The 17,042-nt window shown below is 65.9% G+C and carries 20 protein-coding genes; 13 read left to right on the plus strand and 7 right to left on the minus strand.

Annotation, left to right across the window (positions count from 1 at the left end):
- Positions 1-77: 77 nt before the first annotated feature.
- The 3 genes from ACSKB9_RS29410 (at position 78) to ACSKB9_RS29420 (ending at position 1,587) form a co-directional block, all read left to right on the plus strand.
- Complete coding sequence (locus ACSKB9_RS29410; protein WP_438077475.1) at positions 78-488, plus strand: DoxX family protein; 411 nt, start codon at positions 78-80, stop codon at positions 486-488.
- A 33-nt stretch (positions 489-521) separates the two neighbouring features.
- The gene (locus ACSKB9_RS29415; protein WP_438077477.1) at positions 522-1,058 is read left to right on the plus strand and encodes an SRPBCC family protein; all 537 of its coding nucleotides are present in this window, start codon (positions 522-524) and stop codon (positions 1,056-1,058) included.
- Between the two features lie 118 nt (positions 1,059-1,176).
- Positions 1,177-1,587 (plus strand): VOC family protein, encoded by a 411-nt coding sequence (locus ACSKB9_RS29420; RefSeq protein ID WP_225163972.1) that lies wholly within the window; start codon positions 1,177-1,179, stop codon positions 1,585-1,587.
- Between the two features lie 275 nt (positions 1,588-1,862).
- Here ACSKB9_RS29420 and ACSKB9_RS29425 read toward each other — a convergent pair whose 3' ends face one another.
- From ACSKB9_RS29425 to cobT, 3 genes are all read right to left on the minus strand, one after another.
- Positions 1,863-2,276, minus strand: a complete 414-nt coding sequence (locus ACSKB9_RS29425; RefSeq protein ID WP_438077479.1) for a hypothetical protein — start codon at positions 2,274-2,276, stop codon at positions 1,863-1,865.
- Positions 2,277-2,399: 123 nt separating this feature from the next.
- Positions 2,400-2,690: a hypothetical protein gene (locus ACSKB9_RS29430; RefSeq protein ID WP_016842535.1), complete on the minus strand. Its 291-nt coding sequence runs from the start codon at positions 2,688-2,690 to the stop codon at positions 2,400-2,402.
- Between the two features lie 177 nt (positions 2,691-2,867).
- Positions 2,868-3,881: a nicotinate-nucleotide--dimethylbenzimidazole phosphoribosyltransferase gene (gene cobT / locus ACSKB9_RS29435; protein ID WP_438077481.1), complete on the minus strand. Its 1,014-nt coding sequence runs from the start codon at positions 3,879-3,881 to the stop codon at positions 2,868-2,870.
- A gap of 178 nt (positions 3,882-4,059) precedes the next feature.
- Here cobT and cobS point away from each other — a divergent pair, with 178 nt between their 5' ends.
- Together cobS and ACSKB9_RS29445 are read left to right on the plus strand one after the other, a co-directional pair.
- Positions 4,060-4,812 (plus strand): adenosylcobinamide-GDP ribazoletransferase, encoded by a 753-nt coding sequence (cobS, locus tag ACSKB9_RS29440; protein WP_438077483.1) that lies wholly within the window; start codon positions 4,060-4,062, stop codon positions 4,810-4,812.
- 70 nt (positions 4,813-4,882) lie between these two features.
- Entirely contained in the window at positions 4,883-5,449 is a 567-nt protein-coding gene (locus tag ACSKB9_RS29445) for a histidine phosphatase family protein (RefSeq protein WP_438077485.1), read from the plus strand.
- Between the two features lie 209 nt (positions 5,450-5,658).
- On the opposite strand, the gene ACSKB9_RS29450 is transcribed toward ACSKB9_RS29445, so the two are convergent.
- Both ACSKB9_RS29450 and ACSKB9_RS29455 read right to left on the minus strand, forming a co-directional pair.
- Positions 5,659-6,447, minus strand: coding sequence for an SDR family NAD(P)-dependent oxidoreductase (locus ACSKB9_RS29450; RefSeq protein WP_438077487.1), 789 nt, complete (start codon positions 6,445-6,447; stop codon positions 5,659-5,661).
- Between the two features lie 287 nt (positions 6,448-6,734).
- Positions 6,735-8,405, minus strand: a complete 1,671-nt coding sequence (locus ACSKB9_RS29455; protein WP_438077489.1) for a methyl-accepting chemotaxis protein — start codon at positions 8,403-8,405, stop codon at positions 6,735-6,737.
- Between the two features lie 516 nt (positions 8,406-8,921).
- Between ACSKB9_RS29455 and ACSKB9_RS29460 the strand changes: the two genes are divergently transcribed.
- The 8 genes from ACSKB9_RS29460 (at position 8,922) to ACSKB9_RS29495 (ending at position 14,286) form a co-directional block, all read left to right on the plus strand.
- Entirely contained in the window at positions 8,922-9,587 is a 666-nt protein-coding gene (locus tag ACSKB9_RS29460) for a glutathione S-transferase family protein (protein WP_438077491.1), read from the plus strand.
- 144 nt (positions 9,588-9,731) lie between these two features.
- Positions 9,732-10,103 carry a nuclear transport factor 2 family protein gene (locus ACSKB9_RS29465; RefSeq protein ID WP_057016222.1) on the plus strand — a complete coding sequence of 124 codons (372 nt, stop codon included), beginning with the start codon at positions 9,732-9,734 and terminating at the stop codon, positions 10,101-10,103.
- Between the two features lie 134 nt (positions 10,104-10,237).
- Entirely contained in the window at positions 10,238-10,654 is a 417-nt protein-coding gene (locus ACSKB9_RS29470) for a YciI family protein (protein ID WP_438077493.1), read from the plus strand.
- Positions 10,655-10,872: 218 nt separating this feature from the next.
- Positions 10,873-11,298 (plus strand): YciI family protein, encoded by a 426-nt coding sequence (locus ACSKB9_RS29475; protein WP_438077495.1) that lies wholly within the window; start codon positions 10,873-10,875, stop codon positions 11,296-11,298.
- A 103-nt stretch (positions 11,299-11,401) separates the two neighbouring features.
- Positions 11,402-11,767, plus strand: coding sequence for a YciI family protein (locus ACSKB9_RS29480; RefSeq protein WP_028341377.1), 366 nt, complete (start codon positions 11,402-11,404; stop codon positions 11,765-11,767).
- Between the two features lie 276 nt (positions 11,768-12,043).
- Positions 12,044-12,745 (plus strand): TetR/AcrR family transcriptional regulator, encoded by a 702-nt coding sequence (locus ACSKB9_RS29485; RefSeq protein ID WP_092087570.1) that lies wholly within the window; start codon positions 12,044-12,046, stop codon positions 12,743-12,745.
- A 131-nt stretch (positions 12,746-12,876) separates the two neighbouring features.
- Positions 12,877-13,368 carry a DUF2852 domain-containing protein gene (locus tag ACSKB9_RS29490; RefSeq protein WP_438077497.1) on the plus strand — a complete coding sequence of 164 codons (492 nt, stop codon included), beginning with the start codon at positions 12,877-12,879 and terminating at the stop codon, positions 13,366-13,368.
- Positions 13,369-13,521: 153 nt separating this feature from the next.
- Positions 13,522-14,286: a serine O-acetyltransferase gene (locus ACSKB9_RS29495; RefSeq protein ID WP_438077499.1), complete on the plus strand. Its 765-nt coding sequence runs from the start codon at positions 13,522-13,524 to the stop codon at positions 14,284-14,286.
- A 237-nt stretch (positions 14,287-14,523) separates the two neighbouring features.
- On the opposite strand, the gene ACSKB9_RS29500 is transcribed toward ACSKB9_RS29495, so the two are convergent.
- Positions 14,524-15,597 (minus strand): tartrate dehydrogenase, encoded by a 1,074-nt coding sequence (locus ACSKB9_RS29500; RefSeq protein WP_438077501.1) that lies wholly within the window; start codon positions 15,595-15,597, stop codon positions 14,524-14,526.
- Between the two features lie 20 nt (positions 15,598-15,617).
- A complete protein-coding gene (locus ACSKB9_RS29505; protein ID WP_438077503.1) occupies positions 15,618-16,931 on the minus strand; it encodes an MFS transporter in 1,314 nt (437 codons plus the stop codon).
- Positions 16,932-17,042: the final 111 nt, after the last annotated feature.

The following is a 17,042-nucleotide window of genomic DNA, read 5'->3' on the forward strand; positions in this document are numbered from 1 at the left end:
TCGCCCGCCTTGTCGGCCCCGTACTCCGCCGTTCGTCATGAAGGCAGAGAGCATCACCAAGCGTTACGGAGCCTGTCATGCCGACGATCGTCGACACCGAAGTCTCAAAGCCCGCCCGCATCACCGGCCGTGTCATGAGCGGCGTGGTCGTCTTGTTCCTGCTGTTCGACGGCGCGATCAAGCTGGTGCCGTTGTCGGTCGTCACCGAGACCATGGACAGGATGGGCTTCGGCGCGAGCGATGCGCTGGCGCGCAGCCTCGGCATCATCACCATCGTCTGCACGCTGCTCTACTCGGTGCCGCCGACCTCGATCCTCGGCGCCATCCTGCTCACCGGCTATCTCGGCGGCGCGATCGCATCGCATGTGCGGATCGGCAGCCCGCTGTTCACCCACACGCTGTTCGGGCTCTATCTCGGCCTGATGCTGTGGGGCGGGCTCTATCCGCGCGACGGCAATCTGCGCGCAATGCTTCCATTTCGCCGGTGAGATATTGTTCAATTCATCCCTGTGGAGACTGACATGTTGGAGACCATTACCATCATCGCGATTGTCCTCGGCGTCGCGATCGCCGTCATCCTCATTCTCGCGGCGACCAAGCCGGGCACGCTCCGCGTCACGCGTGCGATCAGCATCAACGCGCCGGCCGAGCGGATCTTTCCATTGATCGACGATTTCCATCAGTGGACGCTCTGGTCGCCCTACGAGAACCGGGATCCGGCCATGAAGCGGATCTATGGCGGCGCCGGGCGCGGGCAGGGTGCGGCCTACGCCTGGGACGGCAACAAGAATGTCGGCGCCGGCCGCATGGAGATCCTGCAATCCTCCGCGCCGTCGAAGATCGTCATCAAGCTCGACTTCATCAAGCCGTTCGAAGGCCACAACACCGCCGAGTTCACAATGCTGCCGCAGGGAAATGCGACCAGCGTCACATGGACCATGTATGGTCCGGCCGTCTTCATGTCGAAGGTGATGCAGGTGTTCATGAACCTGGATCGCATGATCGGCAGGGATTTCGAGGTCGGTCTCGCCAATCTGAAGAAGCTGACTGAGAAGTAGCGCGTTTTCGAGCGAGGTGGTTACCGGTTCGTGTCGGGAAAACGCGTCAAGGTAACAATCCGGAGCCCTCGTTCCGATACCATCGGGACGAGGCTCGAATGACCCAAGGGAGCATGCGATGCAAGTCAACCCCTATCTCTCCTACGACGGCAATTGCGGCGCCGCGCTTAAATTCTACGAGAAGGTCCTGGGCGCCCGGATCGAGGAAACCTTCCCCTACGGCGAGGGCAGTGCGGAGATGCAGACGCCGCCCGGCTGGAAGGACAAGATCATGCATGCACGCCTCACGATCGACGGCGAGATCATCATGGCCTCCGACGCCCCGCCCGGCCACTTCCAGAAGCCGCAGGGCTTCCATGTCGCGTTGCAGGTCGAGGATCCCGCGGAGGCCGAACGCCGCTTCAAGGCGCTTTCCGAGGGCGGCACGGTGACGATGCCGTTCGGCAAGACCTTCTTCTCCAACGGCTTCGGCATGTGCGTCGATCAGTTCGGCATCCCCTGGATGGTGAACTGCCCGCAGGGGATGTAGGCTGGCGGCTTATTCCGCCGAGCTCATTCCTTACCCGTCATGCTGAGGAGGCCGCGTAGCGGCCGTCTCGAAGCACGACGGCCCGGCTGTGGCCGTGCATCCTTCGAGGCTCGCCCAGCGGTGCAAGTGCACCGCAAGGCTCGCACCTCAGGATGACGGGATGGGAGCCGTAGCCCGGATGGAGCGCAGCGAAATCCGGGCACCGAATCCGCGCCGGCAGTCCCCGGATTGCGCTTCGCTTCATCCGGGCTACGACACTTTACAGGCTGCAAATCTCACCTGCACCGCGGATAGATCGCCGCGAGCTCGCGGCCGCGCAACAATAGCAGGCGCGAGGTCAGGCCGCCGCGGCGGGCGATCCAGCCGCGCACCGGTGCCGGATAGGCTTGCAGCACCGCCACGGACGCTTCCGGCTCTGCATAGGTGCGGCCGCGCTGGTCGATCGAGCGCGCGGCGTGGAAGCCGAGCACGGCGCGCCGCGTCACGCAGATGCGGTCGCCCGGGACCATCGAGAGCACCAGGGTGCAGGCCGACAGGCAGGGCCCGTCGATCACGACGCGCTCGCCCGATTCGCGCACCTTGTCGAACAGCTCGATGAACGGGCCGACCTGCCCGCCGGGGCTGGCGAGGATACGAACATCGGCTTGCGCGCAGCTAACCCGTTGCGAAAAAAGCTGCCGCCGCGACAAGTATTTTCATGCGCGCAATCCCTGCCACGATGCGATCGAGATGCCGCCGCATCTCAAGCCGGAAGGCTCGCGCCGGAATGGGGCATCGTCAAGACCGATGTCCCGGTCGCGACAACACGTGGCTCAGGCCGCGCGGTTCTTGAGCGCCCCCACGATCGCAGTGAGCACGGCGCCGGCAACGCCGCCGCCGGCGACCTGGCCGATGATGCTGCCGATGTCAGGCGTCGCGCCGGAATTGGCAAGCAGCGGGATCAGCATGCCCAGAAGCTGTCCGCCCGCGCCGCCGCCGATGGCGCCTGCGATGGTGTTACCGAGCGTGCCGAGATCGATGTTCTTGGCCGCTCCCGCCGCGACATTGCCGCCGACGGCTCCGCTGATGACCTGAATGATCAGATTGATGAGAACGCCCGACATGAGGTGATTTCTCCCGGTATCTGGTTCAGCACGGCTGAGACGCCGGCCGGCATCCCACCGCCGCGAAGGTTAGGCCTCCAGCGCGCAGAGGTCATGCTGCACACGCGAAGATTGTCGACCCGCGCCGACGCTATGCACCGGCTTTTTTGAGGGAACCCTCCGGCTCTCCCGGGAGCCTCAGTCCGCGCCGGAGACGCCGGCCTCGGCAAAGGTCGCCATGCCGCCATGACAGGCGAGCGCCGCGCGCAACAGCAGGATCGCAATCCCCGCGCCAGAGCCTTCGCCGAGCCGCATGTTAAGGTCGAGCAAGGGGGCGAGCTCGAGCTCGCGCAGCAATTCGCGGTGGCCAAGCTCAGCCGACACATGTCCGGCGCGGCAATGCGCGAGGCTATCGGGTTGAAGCCGCGCCAGCGGCAGCACCGCCGCTGTCGCCACGAAGCCGTCGAGCAGCACCGGAATGCAGCGTGCGCGCGCCGCCAGCACGGCGCCCGCGATCGCCGCCAGCTCGCGTCCGCCGAGCGACATTGCGGTGGCGAGCGGATCGTCGATCGCGCCGCGATGCAGCTTGAGCGCCGCATCGATCGTGGTGCGCTTGCGTATCAGCCCGGCATCGTCGACGCCGGTGCCGCGGCCGGCCCAGCGCACTCCGCGCCCGCCCATCAAGGCGGCGCACAGCGTCGCGGCGACCGTGGTGTTGGCGATGCCCATCTCGCCGACCACGAGCAGATCGCATTGCTCGGGCACCGTGCGCCAGCCGGTATCGAGCGCGACGAGGAAATCGGCGGCGTCCATCGCCGGTCCGGTCGTGAAATCGCGGGTCGGGCGCGCCAGCTCGAGCGGCTCGACGCGCAGCTCGGCGCCGGCAAGCCTGGCGATCTGGTTGATCGCAGCGCCGCCGGCGGCGAAGTTCGCCACCATCTGCGCGGTGACCTCGGAGGGATAGGCTGAAACGCCGCGCTCGGCGATGCCGTGATTGCCGGCGAACACGGCGATCGTGACGTGGTCGAGCCCGGGCATCTCACGCCGCTGCCAGCGCGCCAGCCAGATCGCAACCTCCTCCAGGCGGCCGAGGCTTCCCGGCGGCTTGGTCAGGTTCTGCTGGCGCTGCGTGGCGGCCGCGGCACTGGCCTCGTCGCCCTGCGGCAGGTCGCGACAAAAGCCGCGGATGTCGTCTAAAGTACTGAACTGCATGCGATTCCCTCGTCGAGCGGGCCGCAAGCTAATGCATGATCCGGAAACGTGTGAAGCGGTTTTCCCTCGCGACAAATGCGTAGCATTTGCGCGGAGATCATGCCCTAACAAGAAGCTGAAGCGCGATCAGATCGAGCCCGATCTCGTCGCGCTTTAGCCCAATTTCCAGGCCTTCACCATGAATCAATGGCTCGACGATCTCCGGACCGCGACCGCCTTCCTGACCCGCCTGTCGATGCCGCATCCGGACGGCGCGCGGACGGAGAGCTTTGCCCGGGCGCAGCGGCTGTTTCCCCTGGTCGGGGCCGCCATCGGGGCGGCGATCGGCCTGTTTTGCCTGCTGCTGCGGGCGATCGGTGTGCCGGATCTCGCCGCCGCGGCGCTCGCGCTCGGCGGCGGTGCGCTGCTCACCGGCGCGCTGCATGAGGACGGGCTCGCCGATGTCGCCGACGGGTTCGGCGGCGGCCGCGATGTCGCGGCCAAGCTCGAGATCATGCGTGACAGCCGGCTCGGCACTTATGGCGCGCTGGTGCTGATGGTCAGCTTTGCCGCCAAGCTCGCGGCTCTCGCGGCAATTCCGAACGGTCTCGTGGTGCAGAGCCTGATCGCGGCGCACGCGCTGGGCCGCGGCGTGCTGCCATGGATCGCGATCAGCCTGCGTTACGCGCGCAAGGACGGGCTCGCCGCCAATGCCGGAAGGCCTGATGGGACGATTGCCGTGGTCGCGGCCGGCATCGCGCTGCTGATCGCAATCCTCGCCTTGCCGTTCAGCAGTGCGCTGCTGGCGGCGATCGCGGCCGCTGTGAGCGCGCTGGTCGTGGCGCTCGTGGCAAAGCGGCAGATCGGCGGCCAGACCGGCGATGTGCTTGGCGGTGCGGAGCAGGTCGCGGAAACCGCGATCCTGGTGCTGCTCGCGGCGCGGTTAGGTTAGAGCGTTTTCGAGCGAAGTGGAGACCGGTTCGCGTGAAGAAAACGCGTCAAAATGAAAGCGTAAGCAGAACATGGATCGCGAAACGCGTCTCTGGCTGATCCGTCATGCGCCGGTGGACGGTCCGCGCGGCGTGATCCACGCGGCAGATGCGCCCGCCGACCTCAGCGATGCCGCGGCATTCGCGTCGTTGCAGGTGAGGTTGCCGGCTCACGCTCGCGCGGTCTGCAGTCCGGCGCGGCGCACCCGCGAGACCGCAGCAAAGCTCGGCCTGACGGCAGCAGAGGACGACGCCTTTCGCGAGCAGGATTTTGGCGATTGGACCGGCCAGCGCCACAGCGAGATCGAGGCCGAGCTCGGCGCGGCCTATCGCGCGTTCTGGCAATCGCCGGGCAGCAACCGGCCGCCGCGCGGCGAAAGCTTTGCCGATCAGATCGCGCGGGCGCGGGCAGGGCTCGCGCGCCTGCCGGCCGGCGACGTCGTTCTGGTCGTGCATTCCGGCACCATCCGCGCCGTGCTCGCGATTGCACTCGATCTCGCGCCGGAGCTCGCACTGCGCTTCGTCATCGATCCGCTGTCGCTGACGCGGATCGACCGGCTGCCGAATGCCTGGCGCGTGGTCGCGGTGAACGAGCGCTGATAGCGCGGCGACTCTGCTTTACCTCGCCCCGCGTGCGGGGAGAGGTCGGAACGCATCGACAGATGCGTTCCGGGCGAGGGGAAGTCTCCGCGAGACTAACTGGTACTGCGCGCGCGGAGAGGGCCCCTCACCCCAACCCTCTCCCCGTAAGAACGGGGCGAGGGAGTGCAGTCCCGTCGCGGTGTGACATTAGTTCGTTCGATCAACCGTTACCCATTCCGTCGCGCGCCGCGCAGGGTCGGCAGGCCGATGCCGGCGGCGTCGAAGCCGCCGTCGACGGCGAGGATCTGTCCGGTGATGTAGCTGGCGCGATCCGAGCACAGGAAGAAGATCGCTTCCGCCAGCTCCTCCTCCAGCCCATAGCGGTTGAGCGGGATGGCGTCATGATAGTCGGCGCGGATCTCCGGCGTGTGGACGGCCTTGGCCATCGCGGTCTCGACCGGCCCGGGCGCGACGCCGTTGACGCGGATGCCGAGCGAGGCGAGTTCGACCGCGAGCTGCTTGGTGAGATGCGCGAGGCCGGCCTTGCTGGTGCCGTAAGCCGAGCGCAGCGTCGAGGCGCGCACCGCCGAGATCGAGGTGATGTTGATGATTGCACCGCCGCCATGCTCCCGCATTAACGGCGCGGCCGCCTTGGTGCACAGGAATGGGCCGGTGAGGTTGACCGCCATGATCCGGCTCCAGTCGGCGTCCGAGGTCTCCAGCACCGGCGTGAACACGGCAATGCCGGCATTGTTGACCAGCGCGTCGAGCCGGCCGAACCGGTCCGTGATCGCAGAGATCGCGGCTGCCACGCCAGCGGCATCTGATACGTCGCAGGTGAGCGCCAGCGTGTCGTCGGGCTGCTTCAGCGCCGCGACCGCCGCGCGCAGCAATTCGCCCTCGATGTCGAGCAGCGCGACGCGCCAGCCGTCGGCGAGAAAGCGTTTCGCCGCGGCAAGCCCGATGCCACGCGCGGCGCCGGTCACGAGTGCGACTTTGGGGGAAGCGGAATTCATCGGATGGTCCATCGGTTCGGGCAGGAAGTCCCGAACCGTCTGCGACCTTTACTCCGACGTGTCAACCCGACGGCGACACGCGGCATGCTCTCTCTCCGTCACCCTGAGGCGCGAGCGTAGCGAGCCTCGAAGGGTGCACGGCCACCAGCCGGGGAGTGTGGAGTATCGGCTTCCTACGGCACGCCGACCCTCTCGCCGCAATCCTGAAGAGCCCGCAAAGCGGCGCGTCTCGAAGGATGCACGGCCCCCAGCCCGGGCCGCCCATCCTTCGAGGATCGCACCGTGGCTTACGCTGCGAGTTCGGCAGAGGCGCGCTGCATGTTGGTGGACATGTCCTGCGTCACGATGCTCTGCTCCTCGACCGCGGCGGCGGTGGAGGTGATGTATTCGTTGACGCCGGCGATCGCCGCCTTGATCTCGGACAGCGAGCTCACCACTTCGGCGGCGATCGAGTTCAGCGCGTCGATTTCCGAGGAGATCGTGTCGGTCGCCTGCTTGGCCTGATTGGCGAGGCTCTTCACCTCGGAGGCGACCACGGCGAAACCGCGGCCGGCTTCGCCCGCACGCGCCGACTCGATCGTGGCGTTGAGCGCCAGCAGGTTGATCTGCCCGGTGATGCTCGAGATCATCTCGACGATGCCGCTCATCGCCTGCGCTGCGGCATTGAGCTTCTGCGCCTGTCCGTCGGCAGCCTCGACCCGGCCGGTGGCGACCGCGGCGTTCTGCTTCGACTTGGTCATGGTTTCCGAGATCTCGCGGATCGAGGCGCTCATCTCCTCGCTGCCGGCGGCGACCGCCTCGATCAGGCCGCGCGCGCTGTCGGCCTTCTTGCGGCCGATCGCCTGCGCGGTGATGTCGGTGGCGTACTTCACCACCTTGTAGGGCTTGCCGTTGAGATCGAGGATCGGGTTGTAGGAGGCCTGGATCCAGATCTCGCGGCCGCCCTTGGCGATACGCTTGTATTCGGCGGCCTGGAATTCGCCGCGGTTCAGCGCGCCCCAGAACTCGCGGTAGCCGGCCGCGCCCGCTTCGGCGGGCTCGACGAACATGCTGTGATGCTTGCCCTGGATCTCGGCAAGCGAATAGCCCATCGCGGCGAGGAAGTTCGGGTTCGCGGTGCGGATCGTGCCGTCCATGTTGAACTCGATCACCGCCTGCGACTTGCCGATCGCATCGATCTGGCCGTCATTGTCGGCGGTTTTCACCTTCTGCTGCGTGACGTCGGTGGCGAACTTGACGACCTTGAACGGCTTGCCGCGGTCGTCGAGGATCGGGTTGTAGGTGGCGAGGATCCAGATTTCCTTGCCGCCCTTGCCGAGCCGCTTGAATTCGCCGCCCTCGAACGCGCCCCGGTTCAGCCGCGCCCAGAAATCGCGATAGGCCACGCTGTCGCGGTCGGCGGGCGGCACGAACATGCTGTGGTGCTTGCCCCGGATCTCGGCGAGCGAATAGCCCATAGCGCCGAGGAAGTTCTCGTTGGCATTGACGATGGTGCCGTCCATGTCGAACTCGATCACCGCCTGCGCCCGGCCGATCGCGGCGATCTTGCCGGCATCCTCCATGCTGTGGATCTTCTGCGCGGTGATGTCGGTGGCGAACTTGATCACGCCGACCGGCTTGCCACCCTTGTCCAGGATCGGGTTGTAGGAGGCCTGGATCCAGATCTCGCGGCCGCCCTTGGCGATGCGCTTGTATTGCGCGGCCTGGAATTCGCCGCGGTTCAGGTCGGCCCAGAACGCGCGATAGTCCTGGCTGTCGCGCGTGGCCGGATCGACGAACATGCTGTGGTGCTTGCCGCGGATCTCGTCGAGCGTGTAGCCTATCGCCTTGAGGAAGTTCTCGTTGGCGTCGACGATGGTGCCGTCGAGCTTGAACTCTATCACCGCCTGCGACTTGCCGATCGCGGCAGTCTGCGCCAGCGCATTCTCGATCTTGGCCTTGTTGCTGAAACTGAACATCAGGGCTCCGTGAAGGTCCAAATAAAAGGGATGGGAAAAGCGGATCGCGGCAACTCACGGAAAGGTTGCAGCGAGCCGTTTAGCATCGGTAAAGCCTGTTGCTCGCGCGCGCCTGGCACGAACTGCATAACGCCAAGTTCCGCGCATGCATCCGCCTCAATTCGCAAAGGTTTTTTTCAGAGTGCACGTTATCATCCACAGGAGCACGCGCTGTTCACCGTAATCATACGGACGAAAATCGATGATGACTTTCGTCTGATGCGGGGTGATCGAAGCGCGTCTGCTTCAGCGATGCTGATGGGTCTATTACGAAGCCTGATATCGCCGGCCGCTTTCACCGATCGATTCAGCGATTTGATTCGCGTCCTCGATGAATGTGCGGCGCGTTCGATGCGTGGGTCTCCACGCCCCGCCGACCGCGATAAGTATCGCCATACAAAAAATATCACGGCACGAGATGTCGGAAGGGCGGTCCCGGCCTCGTCCTCCGGTCACTCATTCCATGATGGAGTTCCGATGTCGCTTACCCTGCATTACCATCCGCTGTCCTCGTTCTGCTGGAAGGCGCTGATTGCGCTCTATGAGAACGGCACGCCATTCACGCCGAACATGGTCAATCTCGGCGATCCCGCCGAGCGCGCGGCGCTGCTCGCGCTGTCGCCGATCGGCCGATTTCCGGTGCTCCGCGACGAGACGCGGGATGAGACGGTGCCGGAATCGAGCATCGTCATCGAATATCTCGGCCGGCATTATCCCGGTGCCGTCAGGCTGATCCCCGAGGACCCGGACCTCGCGCTGCAAACCCGGCTGCGCGATCGCTTCCTCGATCTCTATGTCCACCTGCCGATGCAGAAGGTCGTCGGCGACCGGCTGCGGCCTGCGGACAGCAAGGATCCGCATGGCGTTGCCGAGGCGCGGGCGCAACTCCGCACCTCCTATGCGATCCTGGATCAGCAGCTCGATCCGCAACGCGCGCGTGGCGGCTGGATGATGGGCGAGCATTTCTCGTTGGCCGATTGCGCGGCCGCGCCGACGATGTTCTACGGCAACAAGGTCGAGCCGTTCGGAGATGGCCATCGGCATCTGGCCGCCTATCTCGAGCGGCTGATGGCGCGGCCGTCCTTCGCGCGTGTCCTGAAGGAGGCCGAGCCCTATTTCGGCATGTTCCCGCAGGAAACCTGACGCAGGCCGGCCTCCGACGCGGTTCCAAAAATAAATTATGGCGGGATGTCGCTTTCGCGCCGTCTCGTTCGTCATCTCGCTGAGGCCCGGGTTTCCGGAGCGCTGGTCGCTCCGGGGCCCCGGGCAATACGTGTGGGAGACGACATGGCTGCAGCTGGCAACAGGGCGGAGATCATCCGCTCCCTCTTCGCCGCCTACCTCGCCAATGACCGCGCGAGCGTCGAGGCGGCGTTCGCGGAGGATTTCCGCTTCTCGACGCCCTATGGCGAGAACATCGACAAGCCGACCTATTTCGCCGAGTGCTGGCGCGACTCCGGCTGGATCGGCCGCCACGAGATCGAGCGCATCATGGTCGACGGCGTCGAGGCCTTCGTCACCTATCGCTGCGTCGCCCGCGATGGCAAGAGCTTTCGCAACACCGAGTTCTTCGTGTTCGACGGCGACAAGGTGTCGCGCATCGACGTCTATTTCGGCCCGTCGCATCAGGACGGCGAACTTGTCAGGCAAGACCGCTGAGGGCTTTGGCGCGCGGTGCAATGACCTCCGAAATAATTTCGCTTGGCCTGTCGGCGTGGCAAGCCCCGCGTCGTCCTTGAGACGAGCACCGGAGATACCGGCAAAGCAGCTGAACAAGACAACGGAGCAGGACGATGAAGTTCATGGTGATCGTGAAGGCGAACAGGGACACCGAGGCCGGCGTGATGCCGAGCACCGAGCTGCTCGCGGCGATGGGCAAGTTCAACGAGGAGATGGTCAAGGCCGGCGTGATGCAGGCCGGCGAGGGGCTGCATCCGACCAGCAAGGGTGCCCGCGTCAAATATGCCGGCGGGCAGAGCACGGTGTCGCGCGGCCCGTTCGGCCTGAGCAGCGATCTGGTCGCCGGCTTCTGGCTGATCGAGACCAAGTCGCTCGATGAAGCGATCGACTGGATGAAGCGCGCGCCGTTCGACGGCGGCTCCGAGATCGAAATCCGCCAGGTGTTTGCCGCGGAGGATTTCGGCGAGGCGCTGACGCCCGAGCTGCGCGAGCGGGGAGAGCGCCTGCGCGCGCAGGTGGGCAGGAAATGACACCCGACGTCATTCCGCGATATCGCACCGGCGATGCGCCCGGAATACATGATCATCGTCGCAAGTCGTGGATTCCGGGCCGGCGCACCAAGTCGGCTGTTGCCGACTTGGACAAATACCCAGGGCCGAACTCGGGTAAACCCAAGTTCGGCGTGGGGCTTCCCGGCATGACGAGGGTGAAGATTGCGAGTTACTCAACAGGCAAGGAAATCCGACCAATGCGTTTCATGATGCTGATGATCCCGCTCGGCTACGAGTCCGCGCCGGCCAAGCTCGAGCTCGACCCCGAACGGGTCGCCGCGATGATGCGGTACAATCAGGCGCTGAAGGACGCCGGCGTGCTGATCACGCTGGAAGGCCTGCATCCGCCGGCTGCCGGCGCGCGCGTCAAGTTCGACACCGGCGCGCCGGTCGTGATCGACGGCCCGTTCACCGAGGCCAAGGAAGTGATCGGCGGCTTCTGGATGATCGAGGTCGCCTCGCGCGCCGAGGCAATCGAATGGGCCAGCAAGTGCCCGGCCACCGCCAACGAGATGATCGAGATCCGCCAGGTGCAGGAGATGGCCGATTTCTCCGAAGAGGTGCAGCAGGCCGCCGCGACCTTCGAGCACCCGCAGGGCGGCTGGGGCAAGGCGCTGCGCTGACACCGCATGATCCGGCCTTGCAACACGTAGCGATGCCGCCGCACGGCGTCATCGCACCAGCAAACGATCGTCAAACCAGCAACGACCACAACGGAGATGCAATATGAGCACCAACACCTTTCTCGCGGTCTATCTCGGCGGCGGCAGCACCGGCTCGCGGATGGCAGCCTGGAATGCGCTGCCCGAGGCCGAACGGCGTGCCAAGGAGCAGCAGGGCATGGCGGCCTGGGGCGCCTGGGTCGAGAAGCACCATGACGTGATCGTCGAGATGGGCGGACCACTCGGCAAGACCAAGAAGGTCGGGCAGGGCGGCGTCACCGACATCGCCAATCTGATGACCGGCTTCACCGTGGTGCGCGCGCCCTCGCATGAAGCAGCGGCAAAGCTGTTCGAGAACCACCCGCATTTTTCGATCTTCCCGGGCGAAGCCGTGGAGATCATGCCGGTGCTGCCGATCCCGGGCCGCTAAGGCAGGAGAATTCACCTCCCCTTGAAAGGGGAGATCGCTTTGCTCGCCAGAGCAAAGCAGGTGGGGATCTGTTCTCCCCGCATACAGCGTCGACTGCGGCTGAACCCCATCCCGACCTTCCCCCTTTCAGGGGGAAGGAGAAGATCGAGCCATGCTTGAGCCGGGCTACTGCCGTCAAGCGCGTGCAGCGAGGCCGCGTCACACCCGTTAATCTTGATTGACGCGGCGCCGCCCCGCTAGTGACCTTTACCGCGGGCTCATGTAAAAGCCGTTCACATGAGCTGGCGCAAGGACCAAGGCCGCGCCGAGCGCGGCTATCATCACGGCAATCTCAAAGAGGCGTTGCTGCAGGCCGCCCTCGACCTGATCTCGAAGAAGGGGCCGGCCGGCTTCACCTTCGCCGATGCCGCGCGGATGGCCGGCGTCAGCCCGGCCGCGCCGTACCGCCACTTCCGCGACCGCGACGAGTTGATCGCCAGCATCGCGCAGCGCGGCTTCGAGCAGTTCGAATCGCTGCTGACGCAGGCTTGGGACGACGGCCGCCCCGACACCGTCACGGCGTTCGAGCGGGTCGGCAAGGCCTATCTCGCCTTCGCCCGCGAGGAGCCCGCGTTCTATTCGGCGATGTTCGAATCCGGCCTGCCGGTCGATTCCAATCCGACCTTGATGGCGGCAAGCGAGCGCGCCTTCGCGATCATCCGCGCCGCCGCCGAGCGGCTCGCGGCACTGGCGCCGCCCGGCATGCCGCGTCCGCCGGCGATGATGATGGCGCTGCACATCTGGGCGATGTCGCACGGCGTCGCCTCGCTGTTCGGCCGCGGCGATGCCGCGCGGCGCAAGCTGCCGATGTCGCCGGAGGATCTGCTCGAGGCCGAAGTGTTGATCTATCTGCGCGGCCTCGGCTTCCCGACCGACCGCCGACCCGGAACCGCGGCCGCCGACGACAAGCCGGCCGGTCCGTGGGGCAAACCGAAATAAGGTTCAACGGCCAAGCCAAAAAATAATCCGAGGGGTGCGTCACGCGCGCTGCTTGACTTTCCCAAGGGATCGGCTACCTATGTAAATGTTATTTACATTCACAACGGCGTGATGCCGTGATGGAGAAGGAAATGGCCTACACCGCTGATGTCAATCGCTGGCGCGGCCCCGTCGAAGAGCCCTACCGTCCCTACTTCTACGCGACGCCGTGGCATCCCCTGAAGATCGCCGGGATCATCCTCGGCTTCATGATCTGGTGGCCGATCGGCCTCGCCCTTCTCTTTTTCACACTCGGGAGCAGAAAGATGGCCTGTTGGAGTCACAACGACATGGATCGCTGGCAGAACAAGATGGAGCGGATGCAGGACAAGATGGAGCGGATGAAGAGCCGCATGGAGCGCCGCGGCTTCCCGTTCGGCGGCTTCGGTCCGCCTTCCAGCGGCAACCGCGCCTTCGACGAGTACCGCCAGGATACGCTGCGCCGTCTCGAGGAGGAGCAGGTCGAGTTCAAGAGCTTCCTCGATCGCCTGCGCCACGCCAAGGACAAGGAAGAGTTCGACGCCTTCATGGCGCAGCACAAGACCCGTCCGACCCCGCCGACCGACCAACCGCCGCAGAGCTGATCGCGCGAGGCAAGCGCTAGCCTTCAGGCGATGTGCCCCCATAGAACCTGATGGCCCTGAGCCGCCCGCTTGCGATGAGCAAGCGGGCGGTTTGCATTTTGGGATGGTGACGCCCACTCTATCGTTTGGGATCCGGACGATGAGGTGAAGACCATGGCGGGATCAGCGACAGTGACGGCCGGCGAGCTCTGGCTTGCGATCCGGCGCGAGGCGGAGGCGGCGATCGCGGCCGATCCGTTCCTCGAGGCGTCGGCCGCCTTCATCCTCGATCAGGGCGACCTCGGCGGTGCGCTCGCTTTTCTGATCGGTCGGCATATCAGCCGCGCGGAAGAGGATCGCGCGCAGTTCGCGCGGACCGCCCGCGAAGCCTATGCGGCCGAGCCCGCGCTGGTCGATGCCGCGGCCACCGATCTCACGGCTATCGTGCGCCGTGATCCTGCGATCGCGGGCTTCCTGCCGCCGCTCCTCAACTTCAAGGGCTTCGTCGCGCTGCAGGCCTGGCGGGTGTCGAACTGGCTGTGGCGCCAGGATCGTACCGACCTTGCGCTCATGATGCAAAGCGCGACGGCGGATCAGTTGCAGATCAGCATTCACCCGTCGGCCCGGATCGGAACCGCCGTTTTCCTCGATCACGGCACCGGCATCATCATCGGCGCGCTGGCCTCGATCGGCGACGAGGTCACGATTCTGCAGAACGTCACCATCGCGCGGCATCAGGATGATCCGCGCCGCGCGCCGAAGATCGGCCACGGCGTGCTGCTCAGCGCCGGCGCCACGGTGATCGGACATCTCTCGATCGGCGATTTCGCCAGGATCGGCGCCGGCGCGCTGGTGACGACGGATGTGCCCGCCGGCTGCACCGCCATCGGCGTGCCAGCGCGGCTGACCAATTGCGCGGAGGCGGGCACGCTTTCGTGAGGTGAGCACCCCTCTCAGGCACCCTCTCCCCTTGTGGGAGAGGGTGGGGTGAGGGGTGGCCCCGGGCGAGACGGCGAGAGATAGGGCAATCGTTGATCAGCGTGCGCAGCGGGCGTCGCTAATCCTCATGGAGAGCGGAGCAAGCGGTACCCCTCTCCCCAACCCTCCCCCACAAGGGGAAGGGAGCCCGACTAGCGCGCTCGCCTCACTGCGTGATGCGACGAGACCGTCGCCGCCTTACACATTCGACCCATGGATCGCGTCAATCACCGCATCGGTGACTTCCTTCGTCGTCGCCTTGCCGCCGACGTCGGGCGTCAGCACGCCGGCCGCGCACACCTTCTCGACCGCGGCCATCAGGCGCGCCGCGGCGTCCTTCTCGCCGAGATGGTCCAGCATCTGCGCACCGGTCCAGAACGTCGCGACCGGGTTGGCGATGCCCTTGCCGGTGATGTCGAAGGCCGAACCGTGGATCGGCTCGAACATCGAGGGATAGCGGCGCTGCGGGTCGATGTTGCCGGTCGGCGCCACGCCGAGGCTGCCGGCCAGCGCGCCGGCGAGGTCGGAGAGGATGTCGGCGTGCAGATTGGTCGCGACGATGGTGTCGAGGCTCTTCGGATTGAGCGTCATCCGCACCGTCATGGCGTCGACCAGCATCTTGTCCCAGGTGACGTCGGGGAAGTCCTTCGCCACCTCGGCCGCGATCTCGTCCCACATCACCATGCCGTGGCGCTGCGCGTTCGACTTGGTCACCACGGTGAGGAATTTGCGCGGCCGCGACTGCGCGAGCTGGAACGCATAGCGCATGATCCGCGTCACGCCGACCCGGGTGAAGACAGCGACTTCGGTGCCGACCTCTTCCGGGAGGCCCTTGTGCGCGCGGCCGCCCATGCCGGCATATTCGCCTTCGGAATTCTCGCGCACGATCACCCAGTCGAGATCGCCGACGCCGACATTGCGCAGCGGCGAGGCGACGCCGGGCAGGATCTTGGTCGGCCGCACATTGGCGTATTGGTCAAAGCCTTGGCAGATCGGCAGGCGAAGGCCCCACAGCGTGATGTGGTCGGGCACATCGGGCGCGCCGACCGCGCCGAAATAGATCGCGTCGAAGTTCTTCAGCTCCGCCAGGCCGTCGGCCGGCATCATCACGCCGCGCTTCTTGTAATAGTCCGAGCCCCAGTCGAAGGTCTTGACGTTGAAGCTGATGTCGCCGCTGCGTTTTGCGAGAGCCTCCAGCACGCGGACACCCGCGGAGATCACTTCGGGGCCGATGCCGTCGGCGGGAATGGCGGCGATGGAATGGGTACGCATGGGATCTCTCCGATCGATGGTTAGCGGGTTCGCACGGGATTGGGTTGCGGTTCGGTTTGCGCGGGCGCGCTCTGCGCACGCGACAGCAGCAGCGTGAGCACGGCCGAGAGCACCAGGAGGCCGGCGACGAAATAAAGACCGCCGTCGAAACTGCCGGTGCGTTCCTTGATCCAGCCGATCATCGCCGGCCCGACGAAGCCGCCGAGATTGCCGATCGAGTTGATGGTGGCGATCCCGGCCGCGGCGGCCGAGCCGGACAGGAACATGGTCGGCATGCTCCATAGCGGCGGCTTCGACGAGGAGATGCCGATATTGACCAGGGTCAGCGCCGCGATCACGGCGGCAAGGCCGGTCCACAGCCCGGCGAGCGCAAGTCCCGCCGCGGCCATCAGGCAGGCCAGCACCACGTGCCAGGTGCGCTCGCCGGTGCGGTCGGAATGTCGCGCCCATAGCACCATTGCGATGACGGCAACCGTCGCCGGTACGGCGTTGAGGAAGCCGACCTGGATCGACGACAGGCCGAACGCCTTGATGATCTGCGGCGCCCACACCCCAAGTGTGTAGAGCCCGGCCGAGGTGCCGAAATAGACCAGCGCCAGCGCCAGCACCCGCGGGTCGGCGAGGCCGCGCCAGATGCTGTGGCTCGCGGTCGTGGCCTTGCCGTCGTTCTCGGCCTTCATGGTCTTGACCAGCCAGGCGCGCTCGTCGTCGGCCAGCCATCTGGCCTGCTCCGGCCGGTCGGTCAGGAAGCCCAGCACGACGAAGCCGAGCAGCACGGCGGGCACGGCCTCCAGCACGAACAGCCATTGCCAGCCCTTGAAGCCGAGCATTCCGTCCATCTCCAGCAGCGCACCGGAGAGCGGCGAGCCGAGCACGGTCGAGAGCGGCGCCGCCGCCATGAACAGCGCGGTGACGGCGGCGCGCTGCCGCGCCGGGAACCAGTAGGACAGATAGAGGATGATGCCGGGGAAGAAGCCGGCTTCGGCGGCGCCGAGCAGGAAGCGCAGCACGTAGAAGCTGGTCGCGCCCTGCACCAGCGCCATCGCCGCCGAGACCAGGCCCCAGGTGATCATCACCCGCGCGATCCAGATCCGCGCGCCGATCTTGTGCAGGATGATGTTGGAGGGCACTTCGAACAGGAAGTAGCCCCAGAAGAAGATACCGGCGCCGAAGCCATAGACGGTCGGCGACAGGCCGATGTCCTTGTTCATGGTCAGCGAGGCGAAGCCGATATTGACGCGGTCGATGAACGCCACGAAGTACAGCAGCATGATGAACGGCACGATGCGCAGTGAGATCTTGCGCAATACGCGCGCGCCGAGCTGGCTTTCCATGGGCTTCTTCCCGGGTTCGTCTTGTTTGTTGGGACGGCTTGTTTGTTGGGACGGCGCCTGTCGCGCGTCACCGGGAAGCCTAGAAGCTCGCGCCCTTCCGCTTCAATCCGC

This window comes from Bradyrhizobium sp. BR 1433 (genome assembly GCF_051547665.1).
Lineage (GTDB): Bacteria > Pseudomonadota > Alphaproteobacteria > Rhizobiales > Xanthobacteraceae > Bradyrhizobium > Bradyrhizobium australafricanum.